Source organism: Pontibacter brevis (assembly GCF_054779655.1).
On the sequence record NZ_BAAGXV010000009.1, the window covers coordinates 15,473 to 37,533 of the forward strand.

General features: G+C 51.1%; 13 protein-coding genes. 1 reads left to right on the forward strand and 12 read right to left on the reverse strand.

Annotated features, from left to right (window positions below; all coding sequences use genetic code 11):
• Positions 1-9 precede the first annotated feature (9 nt).
• The 8 genes from ACYVB1_RS02210 to ACYVB1_RS02245 all read right to left on the reverse strand — a co-directional run bounded on the left by ACYVB1_RS02210 (position 10) and on the right by ACYVB1_RS02245 (position 13,406).
• Positions 10-1,815 (reverse strand): DUF885 family protein, encoded by a 1,806-nt coding sequence (locus ACYVB1_RS02210; RefSeq protein WP_460920050.1) that lies wholly within the window; start codon positions 1,813-1,815, stop codon positions 10-12.
• Positions 1,816-2,170: 355 nt separating this feature from the next.
• Positions 2,171-3,418 (reverse strand): NAD(P)/FAD-dependent oxidoreductase, encoded by a 1,248-nt coding sequence (locus ACYVB1_RS02215; protein WP_460920052.1) that lies wholly within the window; start codon positions 3,416-3,418, stop codon positions 2,171-2,173.
• 1 nt (position 3,419) lies between these two features.
• Positions 3,420-4,421, reverse strand: a complete 1,002-nt coding sequence (locus ACYVB1_RS02220) for a 4-hydroxyproline epimerase (protein ID WP_460920054.1) — start codon at positions 4,419-4,421, stop codon at positions 3,420-3,422.
• An 8-nt stretch (positions 4,422-4,429) separates the two neighbouring features.
• Entirely contained in the window at positions 4,430-5,884 is a 1,455-nt protein-coding gene (locus ACYVB1_RS02225) for an aldehyde dehydrogenase (NADP(+)) (RefSeq protein ID WP_460920056.1), read from the reverse strand.
• A 109-nt stretch (positions 5,885-5,993) separates the two neighbouring features.
• A complete protein-coding gene (locus tag ACYVB1_RS02230; protein WP_460920058.1) occupies positions 5,994-6,944 on the reverse strand; it encodes a dihydrodipicolinate synthase family protein in 951 nt (316 codons plus the stop codon).
• A gap of 355 nt (positions 6,945-7,299) precedes the next feature.
• A complete protein-coding gene (locus ACYVB1_RS02235; protein WP_460920060.1) occupies positions 7,300-9,630 on the reverse strand; it encodes a S9 family peptidase in 2,331 nt (776 codons plus the stop codon).
• 552 nt (positions 9,631-10,182) lie between these two features.
• Complete coding sequence (locus ACYVB1_RS02240; protein ID WP_460920062.1) at positions 10,183-11,847, reverse strand: M1 family metallopeptidase; 1,665 nt, start codon at positions 11,845-11,847, stop codon at positions 10,183-10,185.
• Positions 11,848-11,897: 50 nt separating this feature from the next.
• On the reverse strand, positions 11,898-13,406 hold the full coding sequence (locus ACYVB1_RS02245; protein ID WP_460920064.1) for an ATP-binding cassette domain-containing protein: 1,509 nt from the start codon (positions 13,404-13,406) through the stop codon (positions 11,898-11,900).
• Between the two features lie 128 nt (positions 13,407-13,534).
• Here ACYVB1_RS02245 and ACYVB1_RS02250 point away from each other — a divergent pair, with 128 nt between their 5' ends.
• Positions 13,535-14,422, forward strand: a complete 888-nt coding sequence (locus ACYVB1_RS02250; RefSeq protein WP_460920066.1) for an AraC family transcriptional regulator — start codon at positions 13,535-13,537, stop codon at positions 14,420-14,422.
• Positions 14,423-14,554: 132 nt separating this feature from the next.
• Here the strand turns inward: ACYVB1_RS02250 and ACYVB1_RS02255 are convergent, their stop codons facing one another.
• The 4 genes from ACYVB1_RS02255 to ACYVB1_RS02270 all read right to left on the reverse strand — a co-directional run bounded on the left by ACYVB1_RS02255 (position 14,555) and on the right by ACYVB1_RS02270 (position 21,945).
• Positions 14,555-15,688, reverse strand: a complete 1,134-nt coding sequence (locus ACYVB1_RS02255; protein WP_460920068.1) for a Gfo/Idh/MocA family protein — start codon at positions 15,686-15,688, stop codon at positions 14,555-14,557.
• A 39-nt stretch (positions 15,689-15,727) separates the two neighbouring features.
• Entirely contained in the window at positions 15,728-16,633 is a 906-nt protein-coding gene (locus tag ACYVB1_RS02260) for a sugar phosphate isomerase/epimerase family protein (RefSeq protein ID WP_460920070.1), read from the reverse strand.
• 149 nt (positions 16,634-16,782) lie between these two features.
• The gene (locus tag ACYVB1_RS02265) at positions 16,783-20,385 is read right to left on the reverse strand and encodes a PVC-type heme-binding CxxCH protein (RefSeq protein ID WP_460920072.1); all 3,603 of its coding nucleotides are present in this window, start codon (positions 20,383-20,385) and stop codon (positions 16,783-16,785) included.
• Positions 20,386-20,928: 543 nt separating this feature from the next.
• Positions 20,929-21,945, reverse strand: a complete 1,017-nt coding sequence (locus ACYVB1_RS02270) for a glycoside hydrolase family 43 protein (protein WP_460920074.1) — start codon at positions 21,943-21,945, stop codon at positions 20,929-20,931.
• Positions 21,946-22,061: the final 116 nt, after the last annotated feature.

Sequence of the window (22,061 nt, forward strand, 5' to 3'; positions counted from 1 at the left end):
AAGGTTTCTTTAATTCAGTGTTTTTCTACCTTTAGCGGAGGTTGCTTTGCGGCTCTTTTCTGTTGATGCCACATTATTGTAAAACATCCAGCTGGTCTCGTAATTCTTTGGAAGCAACTGGTCTGTCAGTACGGCTCTCACCATTTCTACAGGCAGGCTGTTTTGGTGCAGGACGGCATCATGAAATTGTTTGTTGGTCATTTTGCCTGTGCCTACCAATTCTTTCTGAAGCGCATAAAACTGAAGGCCACCCATCATATAGGCTACCTGGTACAAAGGGCTGTAGCGGCCCTCAAACGAACGGCGCACTTCTCCTTCCGCGTTGGCGTGCTCATGCCCTACCCGCTCCACTAAGAAGTCGATGCTTTCCTGCGGAGTCCATTTGCCGAGGTGGTAATTGAGCGAGAAGATAATGCGGGCACAGCGGTGCATGCGCCAGAAGAGCATACCAATGCGGTCTTCAGCCGAGCGCGGAAAGCCCTGGTCCCAGAGCAGCATCTCCCAGTACAGCGCCCAGCCTTCTGTCCAGAAGGGCGTTCTGAAATTGCGGTACTCTTTGTAGCGGTTGTTCATGAAGCCTTGCAAATGATGCCCGGCAATGAGCTCGTGGTGCACCGTGGCCCGGGAAAAGTGAGGGTTGTTGCCCCGCATGCTCATCAGCTTGTCTTCATGCGCCATGGTGTGGGTGGGGTAGGAAATGATAAAGGTCTCTCCTCCCAGGAAGAAGGGGTTTATCAGCTGCCGCTCCGGGCTCATCATCTGCATGCGCCAGGTTTCTTCGGCAATGGGCGGTATGGTGATGAGATCTTTCTGCTTCAGAAATGCAATAGACTGATTATACAAATCCAGCATGGCCTCTGGCTGCTGGCCTTCCGGCACATAGGTGTTCTTCACTTTCTCCAGCGCCTGGTGCCAGTCATCGCCAAAACCGAGTTCACGCGACGCCTTCAGCATTTCACTGTCGCACCAGGCAAATTCCTTGTTGGCTATTTCTATCAGTTCCTCCGGGGTATACGGAATCATCTCATACTCCAACTGTCTGATAAGTTCTTCTCTCCCGATGGGACTGCCCACGATACCGCTCTGATCCACTTTCTGGTTTTTGCCGGGCACCCGGCCTTTCGCCTCTGCCAGGGAAGCATAGGCAGTCAATAAAGTATCTACCCGTTTGTAAGGCTCCGGCACCCACCAGGTAAAGCTCGGTTCGTACTGGTTATAAAACGTGTAGACGCTTTTTAGCCCTTCCTGCAGGTCTTTCACGGTTCCCTGCAGGCGGAAGGCCAGGTTCCGGTTCAGCGATGCTTCTCTTTCTAACGCTGCTTTTGCGGCAATTAAGTCTTTCTCGATACTGTTCAACTCAGCGGCTATCTGTTGCCCCTTCACGTTTAATCCCCGTCGGCGCGGCTTTTCAATGGCATATATCTTTTCTGCAAAAGGTACCCATTTGCTTATCTGCCGGTATTCATCAGCCGCCACGTTCAGCAGGCGCAGCTTATTCTCCAAATCCCGTTTTGTAAGCAGGTAATCTACCCGGCTGCCTGCGTTCATGCCCTCATAGTCCAGGTTGCTGAGTCGTTTCAGGTATTCGTTGTAAAGCTGCTGGAAACGGGTCGTGTACTCAGGGGTATTCCGCATGAAGTAAAACCGGTTGAGGCTGCCTTCATCTGCCCGCAACTGCACCATCAGGTGGTGCACATCGCTTGTCTGTACATACAGGGAAGTGTTATCCTGGGCCAGGCTGGTCGTAGTAAGGGCAGGGCAACAGCATACCAGCAGAAGAGAGAGTTTCAGGAAATTTATATCAGGAAGCTTCATACACGGTTTAGTTTTATATTTTGATTGTATGAATTGGGTTTGTCTAAGCTTCTGTAGTAACTGCTAATCCAGCGACTCATAAACGGCCTTTTTCATTGAAATAACTTAGCGCTCCACGTCCGCGGGGGCGCGTTTTCCTGTTCAGCGCTGTGTAGCTGAACCTGCCCTCGCTCTGCTCTGGCTGCTGAGCAAGCTCAGCACCGGAACATCTACAAGGCGCTTCACAGAAAAAATGGAAATGTTTTTTGCTTTGTGCTAGCGAACCATCATTATTCACTTATTGATAAGTTTCTATCTTTGAGTCTATGCTCTGTTATCACTCTGCACACAACTCTTCCTGTAGGCTGTATAAAACCTAATTGTACCTGTCCGGCGAGAAGGCATCTGTTAGGACAGAGGACTTTCTGTTCATCAGTTCTTCTGCCAGCAGTTTGCCTGTAGCCGGGGCCAAGCTGATGCCCATCATGCTGTGGCCGGTGCCAAAAAGCACGTTGCTCCAGCGCTGCGTGAACCCAATGTAGGGCAGGCCATCTGGGGAACAAGGGCGCAAACCGCTCCACACTTCCTTCTTCTCCGGAAAGTCGCAGGCAAAGCCTCCGTAATATTTCGAGATGGAATCGTGAATTCCTTTGACACGGTTCAGGTTAATGGTGTCGCAATCGTTAGTGATTTCCATGGTTCCTCCAAAGCGCACCTTGCCGTTAAACGGAGTTACAGCAACACGCGCCTCCGTAAGAATGGCCGGTCGCTGAATAGCAGGTGTATTGTCTACCAGGAAGCTATACCCTTTGCCTCCCAGCATCGGCATTCCTATTTTCAGCTTCCGGGCCACTTCCCCGGACCAGGAACCAGCCGCTATGATCACATAATCTCCGGCGTAGTCGCCTTTGTCTGTCACAACCGCTTTCACTGCTCTGCCTGAAAAGGAGAAATCAAACACCTCGGCATTCGTCACAAACTTCACGCCTTTGCTTTTCAGGTGATGTACTAAAAAGGTGTTTAGCTTGGCAGGGTTTAGATGGGCATCGCCCGGGAAGAACACGCCCCCCAACACATCTGTGCCCGCGTGTGGCTCCAGCTTCCGCACATCCTCCGGCGACAGCACTTCTGTCTCCAGCCCATGCTGCCGGGCAAGCTTAGCGAACTCCTCTTCCTCATGCGCTGCTTCTTCCGTTTTGTAAAGCATCAAAAGTCCTTTTTCCTCCAGGCCCAGGTCAACAGCAGCATGCCGCTCTCCCAGTTCCATATACAAGCCTTTACTGAGCAAACTCAGGTTTTTGAGGTACGGGATGCTGTACTCTACATGCTTTTTGGTGGCCGACTTATAAAAAAGTAGGCACCAGTGCGCCAGGCGCATGTCCAGTTTCGGGTGAATGTAAAAGGGACTTGTAGAAGAAAACATCCACTTCAGCCCTTTGGTGATGATACCGGGGGAGGCCAGCGGCACAATGTGGCTTGGCACGATCATGCCCGCATTCCCGATAGAGCAACTGTTAGACAAATCGCCTTTATCCAGTATGGTTACCTCAAAGCCTTCTTCCGATAAATAGTAAGCGGTAAAGAGGCCGATAATGCCTCCACCAACTATCACAACGCTGCTCATTTTATATCACTTGAAATCCGTGTACATAAGGGTCTTCCTCATCGAGGTAGATGGTGTTGAGGCCGGTTATCATTGCCCAGCCCTCGATACCCGGCAGTATGGCTGGCTTGCCTCCCACACTTGTTTCTCCCTCAATCGTACCTTTAAAGATGGAGCCGATATAGCTTTCATGTATAAACTCCTGCCCCGGCTTCAGCAGGCCTTTGGTGTACCACTGGGCCATGCGCGCCGAGGTGCCTGTACCGCAGGGAGAGCGGTCTATCGCCTTGTCGCCGTAGAAGACAGCATTACGCGCGGTAGAACCAGGCTGCAGCGTGTCGCCGGTCCAGAGAATGTGGGAAAGGCCTCTAATGGTTTCGTTCTCGGGATGCACGAACGTATACTTTTCATTCATGCGCTGCCGTATCACGCGGCTCCAGGAAATCAGCTTGTCTGCCGTAAATTCCTGCAGCCCGGGGAAATTTTCCTGCGGGTCGATAATGGCATAGAAGTTTCCGCCGTAGGCTACATCCAGCGTCAACTCGCCTAAATCCGGGCATTCGATGGTCAGCCCCTCGGCTTCTAAGTAAGAGGCAACATTGACCAGTTTTACCGACTTTACTTTGCTGCCCTCCTGGATATAACTCACCTTTACCAAACCTGCAGGAGTTTCCAGGCGCAGTTGCCCAGGTATTTTAGGCGTTATCAATCCTTCTTCCAGTGCAATCGTTACGGTGCCAATGGTGCCATGGCCGCACATGGGCAGGCAGCCACTTGTTTCAATATAAAGCACCCCAACATCATTTGCCGGATCGTGGGGTGGGTAGAGAATGCTGCCGGACATCATGTCGTGGCCGCGCGGCTCGAACATCAGTCCTTTCCTGATCCAGTCGTACTCGCGCAGGAAGTGTTGCCGCTTCTCGCTCATATTGTCCCCCTTCAGAATGGGGCCACCACCAGCCACTAAGCGCACCGGGTTGCCACAGGTATGGGCGTCGATGCAAAAGAAAGTCTTTCTTGCCATATAAAGGGTTATAAGCTGTCCCTGGTTAACTCTCCGTTAACCGTGCGCCAGATAGACAAAGAATTCTCATCTTTCAGCTCTTCAGGCAACAGTTCCTGCGGTGCTGATTGAAACGTAACAGGTCGTGCGAAACGTTTGATGGCATAAGTACCGACAGAGGTACTGCGGCTATCGGTGGTAGCTGGGAAAGGTCCGCCATGCGTCATGGCATGCGATACTTCTACGCCAGTCGGAACGCCAGCAAAAAGTAAGCGCCCGCACTTCTCACGGATAATATCCGTCAACGCCTCCGCCTGCTTTAACTCAGCGTCACTTCCCCAGATGGTGCACGTAAGCTGCCCCTGCAACTGCTCTGCTGCCTGCTCCAGTTCTTCCAGACCATTGTAGGTCACCACCAGTGTAAAAGGCCCGAAAACCTCCTCCTGCATTTCCGGATTCTGCAGCCACTCTTTTACAGTTGTTTTGGCCAGGGCCGCTTTGCCTGTAAGTACATCCTCGTCTGGTGTCACCAGTTTTTCAATGCCTCCGCTGGCTAAAAGTTTATTGAGCCCTTTGTAATAGTTCTCACAAATGCCCTCGTGTAGCATTTTATCCCCGGCAGCTTCCTCCAGTTTTTCAGCAAGCCGCTCCAGGAACATTGTGGTACTGCCAGTTTCCGGGTAAAAGATAAGGCCGGGATTCGTGCAGAACTGCCCCACCCCCAGCAGCACAGATTGCGCCGCCTGCTCGGCCAGCTGCTGGCTTTCTGCCTCGGCTTTTTCCGGCAGTACCAGAACAGGGTTTATACTTCCCATTTCGGCGTATACCGGTATAGGCTGCTCCCGCTGGCATGCCAGGTCGAAGATGGCTTTACCTCCTCTGTAGGACCCTGTGAAAGCAACCGCTTTTGTTTTCGGGTCTTTTACCAACTGCTGGCCAGCCTCTATACCTCCGCTGACATGCTGGAAAACAGCCTCCGGCAAATCACATGATTTTAAAGCTTTCTGAATAGCGCTGTACACCAGCTGTGATGTTTTCGGGTGCCCCGGATGCTCTTTATAAACCACCGTACAACCGGCAGCCAGCGCAGATGCTGTATCGCCACCTGCGGTAGAGAATGCCAGCGGAAAATTACTGGCCCCAAACACAACTACTGGTCCGAGTGGCACTAACATCCTGCGCAAGTCAGCTCTTGGTATGGGGCTGCGATCTGGCAAAGCCGTATCAATGGTTGCTTCGAGCCAGGTTCCTTCTTCCAGCAGATCAGCAAAAAGCCGCAGCTGGTTCATTGTTCTGCCCCGCTCACCCGTAATGCGCCCTGCCGGCAGGTTAGATTCCGCACTTGCAGTTTGTACCAGCTCATCACCAAGCGCCTCTATTTCGGCAGCTACTTCCCTTAAAAACGCTGCCTTTGTACTGGCTGCTGTCTTCTTATAAATCTTAAATGCTTCTTCTGATTGATTTAAAATCTGTTCAAATGGCATATGCTACTTTTTAAGATGATATGAATATGCTTTGCAGGTTTAACCTGCAAAGCATATGTAGATTTCTAAAGTACGAACAAAGGAAGACCTTTTAATCCTGTTCAGCCTTTTATTCCGCAGCAACTTCACTTTTTGAAGGCACCTGCTGCTCCAGTTGTAGCTCATCGAGGTCAGGCCTTGTATCGAGTGCCTGTTGAATGATTTTGAGCACCTGCTCGCGCTCCTCCCCCTCCAGCGGCATCCGCGGCAGCCGTACCTGCTCTGTTCCCAGCCCCGTGTGCACCTCGGCCAGCTTGATGTTCTGCACCAGCTTAGGGTGCACGTCCAGCTCCAGCAGCGGGAAGAACCAGCGGTTCAGCTTCACCGCCTCCTTCAGCCTGTCCGCCTTCACCAGCTCATAAATCGCCACAGTCTCTCTAGGGAAGGCGCAGACCAAGCCCGCTACCCAACCGTCAGCGCCTAATACAAGGCTTTCCAGGGCCAGCGTGTCCACGCCTGAGAGAATGCTGAACCTCTCGCCGAAGCGGTTGCGCATGCGCGTGATGTTGCCTACCTCCCGCGTCGACTCCTTTACAGCCTGTATGTTCTCACACTCCACCATCTCAGCGAACATGTCCAACGTGACCAGGATGCGGTAGTCGATGGGGTTGTTGTAAATCATAATGGGCAAGTCAGTAGAGGCGGCCACGGCCTTGAAGTAGGCCACCGTCTCCCGCTCATCCGCCTTGTAGCGCATGGGGGGAAGCAGCATCAGACCGCTGGCCCCGTTCTCTTTTGCAGCGGCAGCCGCTTCAACAGCCCCGGCGGTGGTCTGCTCGGCGATGTTAAGGATGACCGGCACCCGGCCTTCTACAAAGGCAACCGTCTCCCGCACCAGTACGGCCTTCTCCTCCTCGCTCAAGGTGCTGGCCTCTCCCAGGGTACCCCCCAGGATGATGCCCCTCACCCCGGCAGAGAGCTGCGATTCAATGTTTGCCAAGAATGCCTCGATGTCAAGCCTGTCGTCTTCTGTGAACTTAGTGGTCACCGCAGGGAAAACCCCCTCCCATTTTACTCTCATACGTCTCAATGTTTTTTATTAATGTATCTGTTTGTCTCGTCTCAGAAGCAAAGCTAGCCCTTGCCACCCCAGTTCACTTTCAGTATCTAACCTTTCATGACACTATACTACCCATGCAAACCTATCTTGAAAGGTTGGTGAATTCTATTAAGCGTTCACCATAAGATAAGTAAATATTTTTTAATACACTCTCCAGGCATAGAACAGGTTATGACGCACCTTACATACACTTCAGGCTGATGAAGACCAACCTGCTCCTTGTAGATAGCCTTTTCTTCCAGATATTTCCTTCGTAATAAAGCCTGATTCGCCCTCTTTTTTTAATTGCCAGTAAACTCTAATGTCCTCTCAGAATTTATAACTTGGCAGAAGAATCTTCAGTCTTCTGCTCCCACTCCGGCGGCTCTATCCCGAGGAGGTGTTTCACAAAAAAGTCCCGCCGCTTTCGTTCACCGTAGTCTCCGCCAGATGTGTGGCCTGCTCCAGGTATCATCAGGAAGTCGAAGTTCTTATTAGCCTTTATCAGCGCGTTAACTAGTTGCAGAGTTGAAGCCGGGTCTACGTTGTCGTCCAGTTCTCCGAGGATGAGCATGAGTTTGCCCTGCAGCCTGTGCGCGTTCTCCACGTTAGAGGAAGCTGCGTAGTGGGGACCGAGTTTGCCCATCCACTGCTCATTCCACCATATCTTGTCCATGCGGTTGTCGTGGCAGCCTGAGGAAGAAACAGCTACTTTGTAGAAGTCGGGGTGGAACAGGAGCGCGCCCGCCGAACTTTGCCCTCCGGCGGATGTCCCGAAGATGCCCACCCGGTCAATGTCCATGTAAGGGTATTGCTTTGCTGCGGCCTTAATCCAGGCAATCCTGTCCGGGAAGCCCGCATCTTTGAGGTTCTGCCAGCTTACATCCTGGAACGCCTTTGATCGGTTCGAGGTGCCCATGCCATCCAGCTGCACTACCACAAAGCCAAGCTCTGCTAGCTCGTGCAGGTGGCGTGAACTACCAAAGGTCTTCGGCACAAAGGCGCTGTGCGGCCCGGCGTAGATATATTCAATGACGGGGTACTTCTTCGTAGCATCAAAGTTGGAAGGCCTGATGATAATACCCCAGATGTCTGTTTTCCCGTCTCTTGCTTTGGAAGTGAACACCTCCGGCGCCTTCCAACCTGCCTGGTACAGATCCGCCGCTTCTGTTTTCTCCAGCTCCATCACTACCCGGCCATCTAACGTGTTTCTGATAACAGTCACCTGCGGCTGGTCTACTCTGGAGTAAGCATCCACAAAATATTTGTGTTCTGGAGAGAAGGTGCCGGTGTGGTGGGCATCTTCTTTGGTGAGCGGCGTAAGACCGCTGCCGTCGAAATTTACCTTGTAGTACTGCACCAGGTAAGGGTCCTGCCCCTGCTCCCGGCCGCTGCCGGCAAACACAATGTTCCGCTTTGCCTCATCTACGTGCACCACCTGACGCACTACCCATTCACCCTTTGTTATCTGGTTCTTTACTTTGCCTGTTTCGCCGTTGTAGAGGTAAAGGTGGTTCCAGCCATCGCGCTCTGAGGCCCAGATGACTTCTTTCCCATCTGACACATCACGCCGGTATTTTTTGCCGCTGTAGTCGATGAAGGTCTTGTTTTCTTCCTTTATCAATTCCTTTACTTTTCCGGTCTGCGCGTCCACTTCCAGCACTTTATAAGCCTGGTGGCCCCGCTGGTTGTACTCTACGGTAAAGGCGCGCCCGCTTTTGCGCCAGTCCGGATTCGACAGGCTATACTGCTCTCCCGGGCCGAAGGGTGTTGGGTCCACACTTACCTGCTGCTTTGTGTCGAGCAGAAAAAGCTGCGGAGACTTCTGGGGCAGGGCATCACCCGGTTTCAGGTAGTGGCGCGTGTGCAGCTTTGGCTGCAACTGGTCCTGGGGGGAAGACTCGAGCAGGTAGAGCAGGTGCTCTTTGCCCTGCCTTACTTTGTTTGTGGCCAGTTTTTTAGAATCCGGGGACCAGGAGATAAAGGAGGAGTAGTACTCGCCGGGAGAGCCGTCGTAGCTCAGTTGGTATTCTTCCTGCTTCTTTTTATCAGCAGATTTAACATAGACGTTGTGATTTTTGATAAAGGCAACCCATTGGCTGTCGGGTGAAGTAACGGGCTTGTTGCTCAGCTCATCCCGACCTGCACCCCAGTACCTGTTTTCCCGCTCTTTTGCAGGGCCTTTATTCTCGAGTTTGTTGGAGCTTAATGCGTAGCGCCATTTTGTATTGTCAGCCTCAAACTCAACGGCTTTGCCTTTGTCAGAGAGATCAATTGTTGAGAAAGGAAGCTTGTAAGGGTCTACCTGCTCGCCTATGGCTGCCGAGAGAGCTTTGGCCAGCCGCTCCTGGTCGAAGGCAGGCTTTTTAGTGCCTTTCTTAGCATCCGCCAGCATAAATTCTTTCCCCCTGGGGGTCTGCTTCACATACCAAACCTTCTCCTCCCCTTCCAGCCAGTGGAAACTTCGGGGAGCATGGTAAATCTTGCCATCCATGGCTTGCTTCTGCGCTTCGGCCCTTTGGTAATCCTCCCGTGTGCCCTGCCCCAGAAGGGACAGAGGACAGCATATCAGGAAGGCAGCCAGCAGCCAGAGGCTGCGTACCTGGAAGCGTGCCGGTGTAGCGGCGGTGCATGAGTGGATGCTGCGAAGATGAGAAAAGGCGGCCATGAGCTTTCTGCATTTTAGGTTAAGGCTATTGCAAGAAAGAATTAAAACAGCAGAAACACCTTCTGCATACTAACCAATCATGATACTATATTAACCTGATGCTTGTATCTGCAGCGCAGGTTTTGTTAATTCTTTACTATTTGCTTTGGGTGAATAAGAAGCGTGAACTTATCTTGTAGGAAAAATCAAAAGGAACTGGAAGCATAATAATAAATTGTCATTCTGTTAAGAATCTTGTTTGAAGGGAGGTTAAGCTTTTGCGGCTTGCGGGGGAAGGGGCCCTCTATTAACAAGATCCTTCCAGGATGACAAATAAAGATAGAGCTGTTTGCTGATTTTAACCCCTCCCAGAGCCTCTGAATTTTTTCCTACAAGATGAGCCTTGGAGGGATTGTGGGCGGGTTCAAGCTCTATGCAAAATATCAAGGAACTTCATTGAACTGGTAATGGTAGAACAATAGAAAAAGCCTTCACGAATGTCCTTTCATATTTAGAAGGAGACTATCGTGAAGGCTTTCTGAATTTCTCAACAGCGGTGGAGCCTGCTAAAACTTACCTGAGGGATTGTGCATTACTGGATAAGTTAACAGCGTCTACATAAAAATTAGGGTCTACCTTTAGCAAAGGCGTGCCCTTTACTTTGAGCTCTTTCCAGGTGGCGGTAGGCTCCAGCCATTTTTCTTTACCTCCCAGCGTTACCTTCACAGGTATGTTAAATCCATCCACCGTGTTACTCCACCTGTATCTGAGTTTATTGCCCGTAACCTGGTACTCCAGCTTCGGAATTCTTACATCGCGCAGGTACTGGTCAAAGAAGGCGGAGAGGTCGCGGCCGGTGTGCTTGCTAAGGTAGTTTTCAATCTGCTGCGTTGTCACGGTCTGGTGGTAAAAATCCCGGTTGAGCCCCCTCAGGATGCCGCGCCACTTCTCGTCATCATTTACAATCTGGCGCAGGGTGTGCAGCATGTTTCCTCCTTTCGGATACATGTCGCCGGAGCCCCGGTAGTTCACACCATACTTGCCGATAATGGGCTTGTCGTTTTTGATGCCACCCCGGGTTCCGATGACGTAGGCATTGCCGGCTTCTTTACCATAGTGGTAGTCCAGAAAGAGGCTTTCGGAGTAGTTGGTGAAGCTTTCATGAATCCACATGTCGGCTATGTCTTTGTACGTAATATTGTTGGCAAACCACTCATGCCCGGACTCGTGGATAATGATGAAGTCGAACTTCAGGCCCCAACCGGTGCCGCTCAAATCTCTCCCCCTGTACCCGTTCTGGTATCCGTTGCCATAGGTTACGGCGCTCTGGTGCTCCATACCTAAATAAGGCACCTCTATGAGTTTGAAGCCATCCTCGTAAAAAGGGTAAGGACCAAACCAGTGCTCAAAAGCCTGCAGCATACGGGGTGCATCCTTAAACTGTGCCTTGGCTATCTCCAGGTTTTCTTTCAGCACATAATAGTCAAGGTCCAGTTCACCCTTCTCGCCTTTGTAGGTTTCTGAGAAATGCGCGTAGTCGCCCACGCTGATGTTCACGCCGTAGTTGTTGATGGGGTTGGACACAAACCAGTGATAGGTCTTCGTGCTGTCGTTTCTGGCTTCTATTTTCCTGAACTTCCCGTTCGACACGTCCATCAAATGCTTGGGCACCGTTACACTGATGAGCATGCTGTCCGGCTCATCGTACATGTGGTCTTTCACAGGCCACCACAAACTGGCCCCATCGCCCTGGTTGGAGTTCGCGACGAACGAATTCCCCTGGGCGTCTTTCTTCCAGGTAAACCCACCGCTCCAGGGCGGATTCTTGCTGACCACAGGCTTGCCTCCGAAGAAAACATCTACCTTATTCAACTCCCCTTTTCTCTGGTTTTCACCTACCTGAATATAATAGACGTTGCCCTCTCTGTTAAACTTCAGCTCTTTCCCGTTCTGCACCACCTTTTCGATACGCATGGGCGGCTGCAGGTCCACCTGCATCAGGCGGTTTGGCTCCAACACCTTATACTGAATCGTGTTAATACCCCGAACAGTGCTGTCGCTGGGGTTTACCGCAACATCCAGGTGATAATATGTCAGGTCCCACCACGCCCTTTCTTTTGTGATGGAACCACGCAAGGTATCCTGACGCGTAAACTCGGGCGCCTGGGCATAGGCACCCGCTGCGCTGGCTAACAACAGCACAAGGCTGCAGGCTTTGAGAATCAGTTTCTTTACCATGGGGATGTCCTTAATGTGTTTTTCAGGTTTAGGTTTCCTTTGCTATTTCATCAAGATGTGAGGCGCACGCACTTTCCGTTTTCCAGTTGAATCACCTTCGTTACACACTCGGGGATTTCGTGCTGGTAATGGCTCACATAAATAATAGTCAGGTCGCTGGCTTCGCAGACAGCATTGATGATGCTTTTGAAATGCCGCTGCTGGGAAGCATTGAAGCCATGGCAGGGTTCATCTAAAATAAGCAGGGGCGGATTCTTTACCAGTGCACGTGCGAGCAGGCACAGGCGCTGATTGGTTGCCGTTACGTTCCTGAGAGGTTTTTCTGCCAACTCTGCTATTCCAAACACTTCCATCCAGCGCAATACGGTTGCTCTTTTTTCAAGGTCACTGTTTTTCTGAAGCCCTAGCGTGTCATAGAAACCGGACTCTCCCACATCCTGGCAGGACTGCCCGCCGGGGAAGTACTGAAACAACTCAGGAGAAACAAAACCTATGTTTTTCTTGATATCCCAGATGCTTTCCCCGCTTCCCCTCCTCCTGTCAAAGAGGGTGATTTTATTTGCGTAAGCCTGCGGGTTATCTCCGTTAATCAGGCTTAACAAAGTAGATTTTCCTGCTCCGTTATGCCCCACCAGCGCCCACTTCTCACCTTGCTTTACTTCCCAGGAAATGTTATCCAGCACCGTCTTGTCTCCATACTTGATGGAAACATCTTCCATCTTCACAATGGCGTCAAAGGCTGGAGTGGCCGTGGCATAAAGAAGCGCCTGCAGTTTTGTTTTATCCAGCGGCTCCGGCTGCACCTTGTTTTGCGCGCGCGTGGTGAGCTGTTTTTTTGACATAGTAGCTACTTCCTGGCCTTCGTTCCAGACGGCAACATGTGTGATGGCATCCGGTATCTCCTCAGGAGAGGTGACCATGACGACTGTTATTCCCGAATCCGTGATGGCTGTCACCAACTCATTAAAGCTCTCCCTGGACCCGACATCCAGCCCTGATAGAGGATTATCCAGCAGTAACAGGGACGGGTTACGGAGTAAGGCTGCGGCTAACAGCACCCTTTTCGTTTCCCCGTTGGAGAGCTTAATCAGTTCTTTCTCCAGAAGTTGCTGCAGGCGTAAAGCCACCACTACTTTATCATAAGTCCAGGAGGGGAAATCTGAGAATGGGGTAATGTCAGAAAGGTGTTGTTTTACAGTAGGTGCATCTGAAGCGTATGCTGCGTTATACCGCTGCTGGTAAAAAAGCTCCTCTTTACCCGATAAGCTGGAGAAGGAATGGCGCGAGGAAACAAAGGAAACAGGCTTTTGCCACAGGAAGCGGGAAGACTGCACCGGGTTCTCCTGCTTGTACTCCTCCTGGAAGTTGAAATTTACCTTTCCGCTCACAATCGGTACATTTCCGGCAATAGTGTCCAGCAGCAAATGCTTACCTGTTTCGTTGTCGCCTACTAATACCCAGTGTTCTCCTTTCTTTATTTCGAAGCTGATATCACTTACTATTGGCTGCCCCACAGAACGCACCGTGATACCTTCGAAAGACAAAATAACGTCACTCACTATCTATTAAATTTAAGTACATGATGTTTTAATAATGGCGCTATGGTTGAATTTCTTGCCATTTCTTCTCTATAATCAACCTATACCATTTTTTCTTTAACTTATGGGTACATTGTTGCATGACTGCCATGAAGCCTGTTTACTTTCAAATCCCCAAAAGTTCAGACGAGACCATACGCGTTCAGTACGAGGAGCAGCCTCACTTTTACGACAACCTGCATTTTCACCCCGAGGTCCAGGTCATGTTCATCTGTGAGGGCTCCGGAACCCAATTTATCGGCGATAACATTGGCAGCTTCAGTTCAGGAGACATATTACTCCTGGGCCCTAATCTTCCTCACGTGTTTCGCAACGATAAAAAATTCTATGAAGAGAATTCTGGTCTTAGCGCCCGGAATATATCCATATTTTTCCAGGTAGAATCTTTAGGAGAACGTTTTCTCTCTTTACCCGAAGTCAATCCTATCCAAAAGTTGCTGCTCAGCAGCAAAAGAGGTATTCGCATCAACGGAGAAACAAAAAAGAAAGCAACTGCCCTGGTTGAACAGATGCTTTATCTGGAAGGCTTCGAAAGACTCATGCAGCTTTTTAACTTCCTCCACTTGCTTTCGCTGTCAAAGGAACTGGAGCTACTCTCTTCCGTGGGCTTTGATGGACCTCAGAATGACTCTGACAGTAAGAAGATGAATGATGTGTTTAACTATATCATGAATAACTTTTCGGAGGAGGTTAAGTTGCAGAAGGCAGCCAGCATCGCTAACATGAGCACCAATGCCTTCTGTCGCTACTTTAAGCAGCACACCCGCAAGACCTTCTCCAGTTTCCTTAATGAAATCAGAATTGGCCATGCCTGCCGACTGCTTATAGAGGACAGATGGAATATCCGGGAAACAGCCTTTGAGTGCGGCTTTGACAATATTTCCTACTTTAACCGCCAGTTCAAGGATATCACCTCCTACACTCCCACAGAGTATGTTAAACTACACAGGGAGAAATATTTCTCACCCATGCTGTAGGTCAACTACAAGCATTTTAAGGGAGCCTGATTCAGTATTCCAATGGTCTTCTGAATCAGGCCCTGAAATTCAATTTAGATTTAAGTCAGGCTGCCAGACCAGCTATACAGTTTTTTGCCTGAATTAGAGTTGCTAACTTACAGAAGCTCCCGCTTTCTCCATTGTAAACTCAGGCATCTGCATAATTTTACCGCCCTGCATGGCCGACTCGTGCGCCAGGATACCCACGCAGGTGATGTTGGCAGATTGGCGGGCGTTCGGGTAAGGCTCTCTTCCCTCCACCAGCGCGCTCACAAACTCGTGCACCAAGTGCGGGTGTGAGCCGCCGTGGCCTGCGCCCTGTATGAAAGACAGGTGCTGGTTGTCATCTGAGTCATATACCCCCGCCTGTGTGAAGGACTGAATCTCCTCTGGCAGCAGGTGCGCGTAGTCTGGAATCTTCACCCGCTCCGGCGTCTCGCCTGTGTGTATCACACTGTCCTCGTGCTCTATCAGCGTCCACTCAAAGCTCTTCTTGGAGCCGTACACGTCGAAGCTCTCGCGGTACTGGCGGGCCGTGTTGAACAGCGAGCGTGTCACCTCCGCAGACAGGTCTGAGTCTTTGAACTTGATGTGGCAGGTCTCGATGGCAAACGGCGAACCGTACTTCGGAATCAGCTCCTCGTCTATTCTGCCTGAGCCGAAGCAGGACACATATTCTGCCTCCGCTCTTGGCAGTGCCAGCACGGGCCCTACGCAGTGGGTAGCGTAGTGCATCGGCGGCAACCCTTCCCAATAGCCCGGCCAGCCGGCCATCTCCTGCTGGTGCGAGGCCCGCAGGAACTGGATTCTGCCCAGCTCGCCTTTCTCGTACATCTCTTTCACGAACAGGAACTCCCGGCTGTAGATAACCGTCTCCATCATCATATAAGTTAAGCCTGTTTGCTGTACCAGCTCCACAATCTGGCGGCACTCCTCCACGGTAGTAGCCATGGGCACGGTACAAGCCACGTGCTTACCGGCCCTCAAAGCCGCTATCGACTGCTCGGCGTGATTCTGGATTGGCGTGTTGATGTGCACGGCGTCCACGTTAGGGTCTTTCAGGAGCTCCTCATAGTCTGTGTATCTTACCTCTATCCCGAAAGCGTCGCCAATCTCATCTACTTTGCTTTGGGTGCGCTGGCAGATGGCGTACATGTTGGCGTTTGGGTGCTTCTGGTAGATTGGAATGAACTCAGCCCCAAAACCGAGTCCAACGATTGCCACGTTTATCTTCTTCTGGCTCATAGTTTATCTTTTTACAATTGTTCAGATGATTCTCTTTGTCTAATGTCTTGCTTTCTCCGCTGTCTCCTGGCTTGTGCTTTCAGCACCCTCCGCCCAAGACTTCAGGAACTGCAGCCCTTCGCTGGCGAAGCCGTCCTGGCTGGGCACCAGCGGGCGCCAGATGCACACTGCCCCGGCCAGTTCCTTTACCTGTGGCGTAAAGCTCTCGATGGAGACGGCGCCTTTATAGTCAATCGCTTCCAGCCCTCTCCTGTAGTCGTCCCAGCGGGTCTGGCCTGTGCCCGGGGTGCCCCGGTAGTTCTCTGATACCTGCAGGTGGATGAGTTTGTCGCCTGCCAGGCGGATGGCCCGCTCTATGCTGGGTTCCTCGATATTCATGTGGAAGCCGTCGAGCAGCACGTTGGCAGCCGGGTGGTTGATATCGTTTACCAGGCGCATCACGTCTTCTGCGGTATTAATCAAATCTGACTCAAAGCGGTTGAGGGGCTCGAGGGCAATCTTCAGTCCCCGGTCTTCCGCCATGTCGCATACCTTTCGAAGGTTTGTAACGGCTCTGTCCCACTCTACCTGCTTTTGCTCCGGCGACACCAGGCGGGCTTTGCCAACGGCAGAGTACATAGGCCCTGCCAGGAAACCGGCTCCGAGCTCTACACAGATGTCGAGGCAGGCCTCAATGTAATCGAAGCTTGTCTGGTGGTAAGTGGGGTCGTCGTGTGTCAGGTCGCGGCTGGGGCCAAAGGCTCCGCAAATAATTGGCTTCAGGCCATTCTCTGCCAGTGCCTCCTTTACCTTTTTCACGTCCAACAGGGCAGGGTCTTCCACGGGTATCTCCACCATGTCATAACCCATCTCCTTTATCTTCGGGAAAAGGGAGGTCGTTTCTGTGCTGAAGGGGGAGGTCCAGAGCCAGGTGCTGACACCAAACTTTATGTCTTTCAAACTCATTCTTTTATTATTTTTTCTTCAAAAACGGGAGCTTTCATTGTTATCCGGCACACCACTTCAGCATCACAAGTCAGGTGCAGGAACAGCTTCTTCTGCCGCCCCGGCACCTGCTTTGCCTTGCTGTCGTGTTTGGTACGAGGTGTTTTCCCTTATAAGTTACTTGCTTCTACTTTCATGATGCCGTTCATCAGGCGCCAGTGGCCTGGCACGGTGCACACAAAAGGATACTCACCCGGCTTATCGGGAGCCGTGAACACCAGTGTTTCCCGGCCCTGTGGGTCTACCAGCGGCGTAGCTACAATCACCTCCGTCATATTCGGAATGTAGTTCTTCGCAGCGCCTTTCGGGTCGCGGGCCAGCACATCAGCGGCCTTGCCAACTTTCTCCAGCGTACCTGGCATGATAAGCACAAAGTTGTGCTGCATGAAATCAGGGTTAGAAAAATGAAGCGTAATTTTCTGACCGGCCTTTACTGTGAAAGACTCTTTATCGAACTTCATCTCATGCTCTACCACCTTGATGTTGATGGTTGCACCCTTCTCCGTAGGTTTGGCGGCTGGTTTGGCAGCGGAGGCTTTAGCAGCTGGCTTGGTTCCAGAAGCAACTGCCCGCACATTTCTGTCCCGGGTTACAGCAGCCACCGTTGTGTTGCCTTTGGCCTTCGATCCTTCAACAGGTTTTTTGAGCTCCAGGCTCGCATCTCTCCTTAACTCGCCTTTGAAGAAAAATCTGTCAGGATAGTCGCCCACTTTGTTTTCTTCTTCTCTGGCATCACGGCCTACACGTACTTCTTCCTGTGTCAGCGGCTTGGTGAAAAGCGAAGGAGCTTTGGCTTCCGCTACAGTCTTGTCGTTCACGTTGAGGGTCATCACACCGCCGGAAGCTAGTTTAGCTACCGCATCAAATCTCTCAGCAGGCAGGGCCGTTGTGGAGGTTGCTTTGTAAGCCTTCCCGTTTTGCTTCACCAGCCAGTGTAATTTATTGTCCTGCACATACAGGCTGTACCCAGAGTCTTTGCCACCATGCGACATGACAACACCTTCAAAACCATCATTAGACGGCCCTATGGAAGCGCGCACAGTTATCTCTTTTCCGGTAACATCAGGAGGGAACATGATAGGCGTCCACCTGTCGAGCCTGTACTTCTCGTAGCCCATGCTCTTCACGAGGCGCTCAGAAAGTGTCAGTACAGAGTCTGGCCTTTCCAAGGACAGGTTTTTAGGAGCGGCTGCCATGAAACCCGGCTGGTGAGCGAGTGCGGCAGCGAAGAATGCCTGCGGCAGGTACTCATCCGCTGCGTTCTCCGGCTTCAGGCTTGCCTCATACACCAGCTTTCCTAGCTCCTCAGAGGCAGGCATGTCGGCCAGAGCCAGTACAGCAGCCATGCGCACTCTCAGGTCCTTGTCGTTAAGCAAGTCGGCATTCTGCAGCGCCGTCAGTGTTTTCTCGTTTCTTGGAAGCACCTGCACGGCGTTCTTTCTTACGCCTGCAGCCGGATGTGAAAGTGCTTTTGTTGCCACCTCCAGTGCCTGGGCATTAGAGCCATCCAAAGCACCCAATCCGTGCAGCGTCCACAGGGCATGCACAGCAGGATTGTTCAGGCCAATCTCATCCACACTCTGGTCGTTTACCAGCGCATATAAACCGGGTATAACTTCTTTAACCTGGTTCTCCACAATCAGGCGTTGCGCTGTAGTGCGCCAGAACATGTTGTCGTTGCTCAATGCGGCCAGCAGTCCTTCCGCATTGCTGGCGGTCAGCTGCATCGGCTCACTTGGCTTAGCGCCCTTATACACCAAGCGGTAGATGCGGCCGTGCTGCTTGTCGCGCCACGGGTTCACGTAGGCGTTGCCTTCCCCGTTCTCAAAGCCACGTGGGGTCGGGTTGTGCTGAATGATGAAGTTGTACCAGTCTGCCACCCAAATAGCTCCGTCAGGGCCTACTTCTGCGTGCACAGGGGCAAACCATTCATCTGAACTGGACAGCAGGTTGAAGCCGTTCTTTTCTGTATAACCGGCACCTTTTCGTTTCAGGATAACTTTGTGCAGCACACGTCCTGTTGGCTCCGTTACGAGGCCTACGCTGTTCCAGAAGGCCTTTGGATAGTCTCTGGCCGTATAAATGTTATGTCCTGCCGCAGCGGTGTAGCCTCCGTGGAAGTCAACCTGGCGCAGGTACGGTGTAATGTGCGGCATGTCGTAGTGCGTATCGATACGGTAGACTGTATTACCGGAGCCACCGGCAACCGCGCGTTTCGCATACTGGTTCGGCATCGCGAAATAGGCACTGTGCAGGCCATTGGCAGTAGACACAAACACATCAAACTCTTCTGAAAAGCCAAGTCCCCAGGTGTTGTTGGTTGTCCTGCCCAACGGCTCCAGGTTTTTTCCGTCCGGGTCGAAACGGTAAAGGGCTTGGCTGAAATTCAGGTCTTTGCCGCTCACATTTCCATTGAAGCCGGAGTAGCCTACTACCCCCCATATTTTGTTGTCCAAGCCGTATTTCAGGTTAGAGGGGCCTGCATGTGTATCGCTCTTGCCCCAGCCTGTGATGATGTTTTCTCTTACATCCGCCTTGTCATCACCGTCTGTATCTTTCAAGAAAACGAAATGCGGTGCCATAGAGATAATGACACCCCCATTGGCGAAGGCGATGCTGGTAGGGATGTTTAAGTCTTCAGCGAACACCGTTACCTTGTCGGCTTTGCCGTCACCGTTTGTATCTTCGAGTATTTTTATTCTGTCATCGCCCTTGCCGTCATCGGTGCGTATTTCGTTGGGGTAATCTGTTGTTTCAATCACCCACAGGCGTCCTCTTTCATCCCAGGCCATGGCAATAGGATTGACAATATCCGGCTCTGATGCAAAGAGCTGCAACTCAAAATCAACAGGTACTTTTATGAGTTTCTGAGATTCTTCAGGTGTAAGGGCGTGCTGGAATTTAGGAGCAGGGTCACGTCTCTCGTAGTTCGGAATGTTTGCGTCCTCAAACTGAGGCTGGGGGATGTTCAGCCGTGCCAGACGGCCCAATGCTTCCTCGCTCACTGCCCACTTTACGCCGTTTGCCACCAGCTCATGAAAACCCGGGTTGCTCCAGGTGCGCTCATCATGCCCGTAGGCGGTGTAGAACACTTTACCTTCCCCCTGGTTCCGTACCCAGGTCCACGGCTCCCGGTGGTCTCCCTCTACCCGCTCCATCAGCACGGTCATGTCCGGGTTAATTTTGTGATGCACGTAAGTCTCGTCCCAGGTTTCAAATTCAGAGAGACCCTGCATCACAGGGTGCTCCGGCTTTACGATAGGGGCCGTGAAGGTACCCACCTTATGCGATTTGAACTGCCCGCCCACCGCGTTCACGTACCAGTCAGAGTTCCGGAACATGTAGGAAGCACTATGAATAGGGATAAGCGCCTTTCCACCCTCCACAAATTCTTTTATCGCCTGCTCCTGCTCCGGCTTAATATTGTCATGGTTGGCATAAATCATCAGGCCATCATACTTCTTCAGATTCTCTGCTGTCAGGTCCGCCGGATCAGCGGTGTAGTGCAGGCTGATGCCTTCCTGAAAGAGCGGAAGGGCCAGCTGCGGAAAGTACTTTTCGGAGTCGTGATGTTTGCTGTCGTGCCCCAGGAAGAGAATATCGATTCTTTTGGCAGGAGACTCAGCCTGTGAGCTCTGCCCTGTCTGAGCCTTTTCGGTACAGCCACCGATGGCCAAACTAAAAAGAAAAATAATGCACAGTAACTTCTTCATAAATGCTTTCCTACTATTACTTTATCTATGATTTATTTATACAAACAGTGATTAATCACCCTAACCTACAACAAAAGCATAGTACCCCGAACAGGTATAACCCATGAAGCTTCAACTGATACAGAGCAAAACAAAAGTGCCGGAAAAGGCTGCGCATATGCCAAGAGACAGCCTTTATACCTGAAATAATTAGGCTTTCGCACTGGCAGTTCAGTTCTTTCAGAATCAAATTATATTCAATATAACTAAAATAAAAGAAAGTGCCTTATGCAAACGTAAGAAATACACTTATTTATTGCCTCTCCAGAATTATCAAATACAGATACTATATTAACAATTCGTTTCAGGCACAAAAATTCATACCCAATGGGTAACAGCGAATTTTAGTGTCCTCTCCTGATATCTCCTTAACGCTGGGAAAAGCATGAAAGTAGGATTTGTAGTAAGGCAAGCGCCTTCTATCCTGAACAGGTTCATGGCAGCGGCGCTTTCAAGAGTTTTTGCCTTCAGTACCAGCGCAATTATTCTATGGCGGCGGGCACCTTAGAACTTTATCTTCGGGTAAAAGAAACTTCCACGGTCAACAATCAGCTTATCCTCAGCTCCATCACTGCTTTTAGAGAATTCTGCCTTGATGATAGCTGTTCTCCTCGGGGCAACCGCCGTGTCTGAATGGTGTGTATGGAACACATAAACCAGGTTGCCTCGCTTATCCTTCACAAAGTCGCCATGCCCTGTTCCTTTTTCAGCAATGCTTTTTGTGCTGATAATGGGGCTGGTTTCCTGTTTGACCCACGGCCCCAGCGGGCTACTGCTGGTGGCATACCCCACCGCGTAGTCCGGGTTACGGAAATCATTGGCAGAGTACGTCATATAGTACAGGTTGTTGTGCTTCAGCACTGTTGGGCCCTCTGCCACTGGCCAGTCTGCTTTCGCGGTGTTCTCCCAGGGTACTTCTGCCGCAATGCACTCCCGGAGTGTCTCCTCTTTTATCCCGGTCATGTTATCCGTCATTTCTGCTACAAATATCCTGTTCCCTTCCTGCAGGCGCACATGGTACAAATACTTCTTCCCATCATCATCCACAAAAACAAAAGGATCTATTTGCTTTACAGGTGCTGCCAGCGGCTGCTTCACCTGCTGCGTAAAAGGCCCGAGCGGACTGCTGCTTGCTGCTATTGCAATGTTCTCGTTGGCAGTATAGGCCATGTAAAATCTGCCCTGGTGGTAAAAGACCTGAGGCGCCCAGAATCCTTTTGTGCCATAGGCATCTTCCTTCGCCAGTGCAAAGCCATTGCTTGCCCCTTTCGGCCCCTCCCATAACTTCAGGTCTTTTGAAGTATATACCTCAAATCCCTGATTCGCATTGCCCTCCACGGTACCATACAGGTAATACGTGCCGCCGTGGTAAAATACAGTTGGATCTGCTAAGTTGATAAAGTTCTCCTGAGCGACATCCTGTACCTGTGAAGCAGGCTTGCAGGCGCATAACCAAAGTGCCAGAAGGAAAAGACAGACTTTTGCTGCTCCGGTATTCAATGCTCGTTTCTTTGAGGACATGATAAGTATATTCCAGTGATAAAACACGCGCGATATAACTTACGCGCCACTTCATTTTTTGCTATACCTCTCTGTACCTAATTTCTGCCGCATGGAACTAATCTAGTAGCAAAAAA

Excerpts from the sequence above, each read along its gene's own strand:
- ACYVB1_RS02210 (WP_460920050.1), bottom strand. The coding sequence starts at position 1,815 with ATGAAGCTTCCTGATATAAATTTCCTGAAACTCTCTCTTCTGCTGGTA.
- ACYVB1_RS02215 (WP_460920052.1), bottom strand. The coding sequence starts at position 3,418 with ATGAGCAGCGTTGTGATAGTTGGTGGAGGCATTATCGGCCTCTTTACC.
- ACYVB1_RS02220 (WP_460920054.1), bottom strand. The coding sequence starts at position 4,421 with ATGGCAAGAAAGACTTTCTTTTGCATCGACGCCCATACCTGTGGCAAC.
- ACYVB1_RS02225 (WP_460920056.1), bottom strand. The coding sequence starts at position 5,884 with ATGCCATTTGAACAGATTTTAAATCAATCAGAAGAAGCATTTAAGATT.
- ACYVB1_RS02230 (WP_460920058.1), bottom strand. The coding sequence starts at position 6,944 with ATGAGAGTAAAATGGGAGGGGGTTTTCCCTGCGGTGACCACTAAGTTC.
- ACYVB1_RS02235 (WP_460920060.1), bottom strand. The coding sequence starts at position 9,630 with ATGGCCGCCTTTTCTCATCTTCGCAGCATCCACTCATGCACCGCCGCT.
- ACYVB1_RS02240 (WP_460920062.1), bottom strand. The coding sequence starts at position 11,847 with ATGGTAAAGAAACTGATTCTCAAAGCCTGCAGCCTTGTGCTGTTGTTA.
- ACYVB1_RS02250 (WP_460920066.1), top strand. The coding sequence starts at position 13,535 with ATGAAGCCTGTTTACTTTCAAATCCCCAAAAGTTCAGACGAGACCATA.
- ACYVB1_RS02255 (WP_460920068.1), bottom strand. The coding sequence starts at position 15,688 with ATGAGCCAGAAGAAGATAAACGTGGCAATCGTTGGACTCGGTTTTGGG.
- ACYVB1_RS02260 (WP_460920070.1), bottom strand. The coding sequence starts at position 16,633 with ATGAGTTTGAAAGACATAAAGTTTGGTGTCAGCACCTGGCTCTGGACC.
- ACYVB1_RS02265 (WP_460920072.1), bottom strand. The coding sequence starts at position 20,385 with ATGAAGAAGTTACTGTGCATTATTTTTCTTTTTAGTTTGGCCATCGGT.
- ACYVB1_RS02270 (WP_460920074.1), bottom strand. The coding sequence starts at position 21,945 with ATGTCCTCAAAGAAACGAGCATTGAATACCGGAGCAGCAAAAGTCTGT.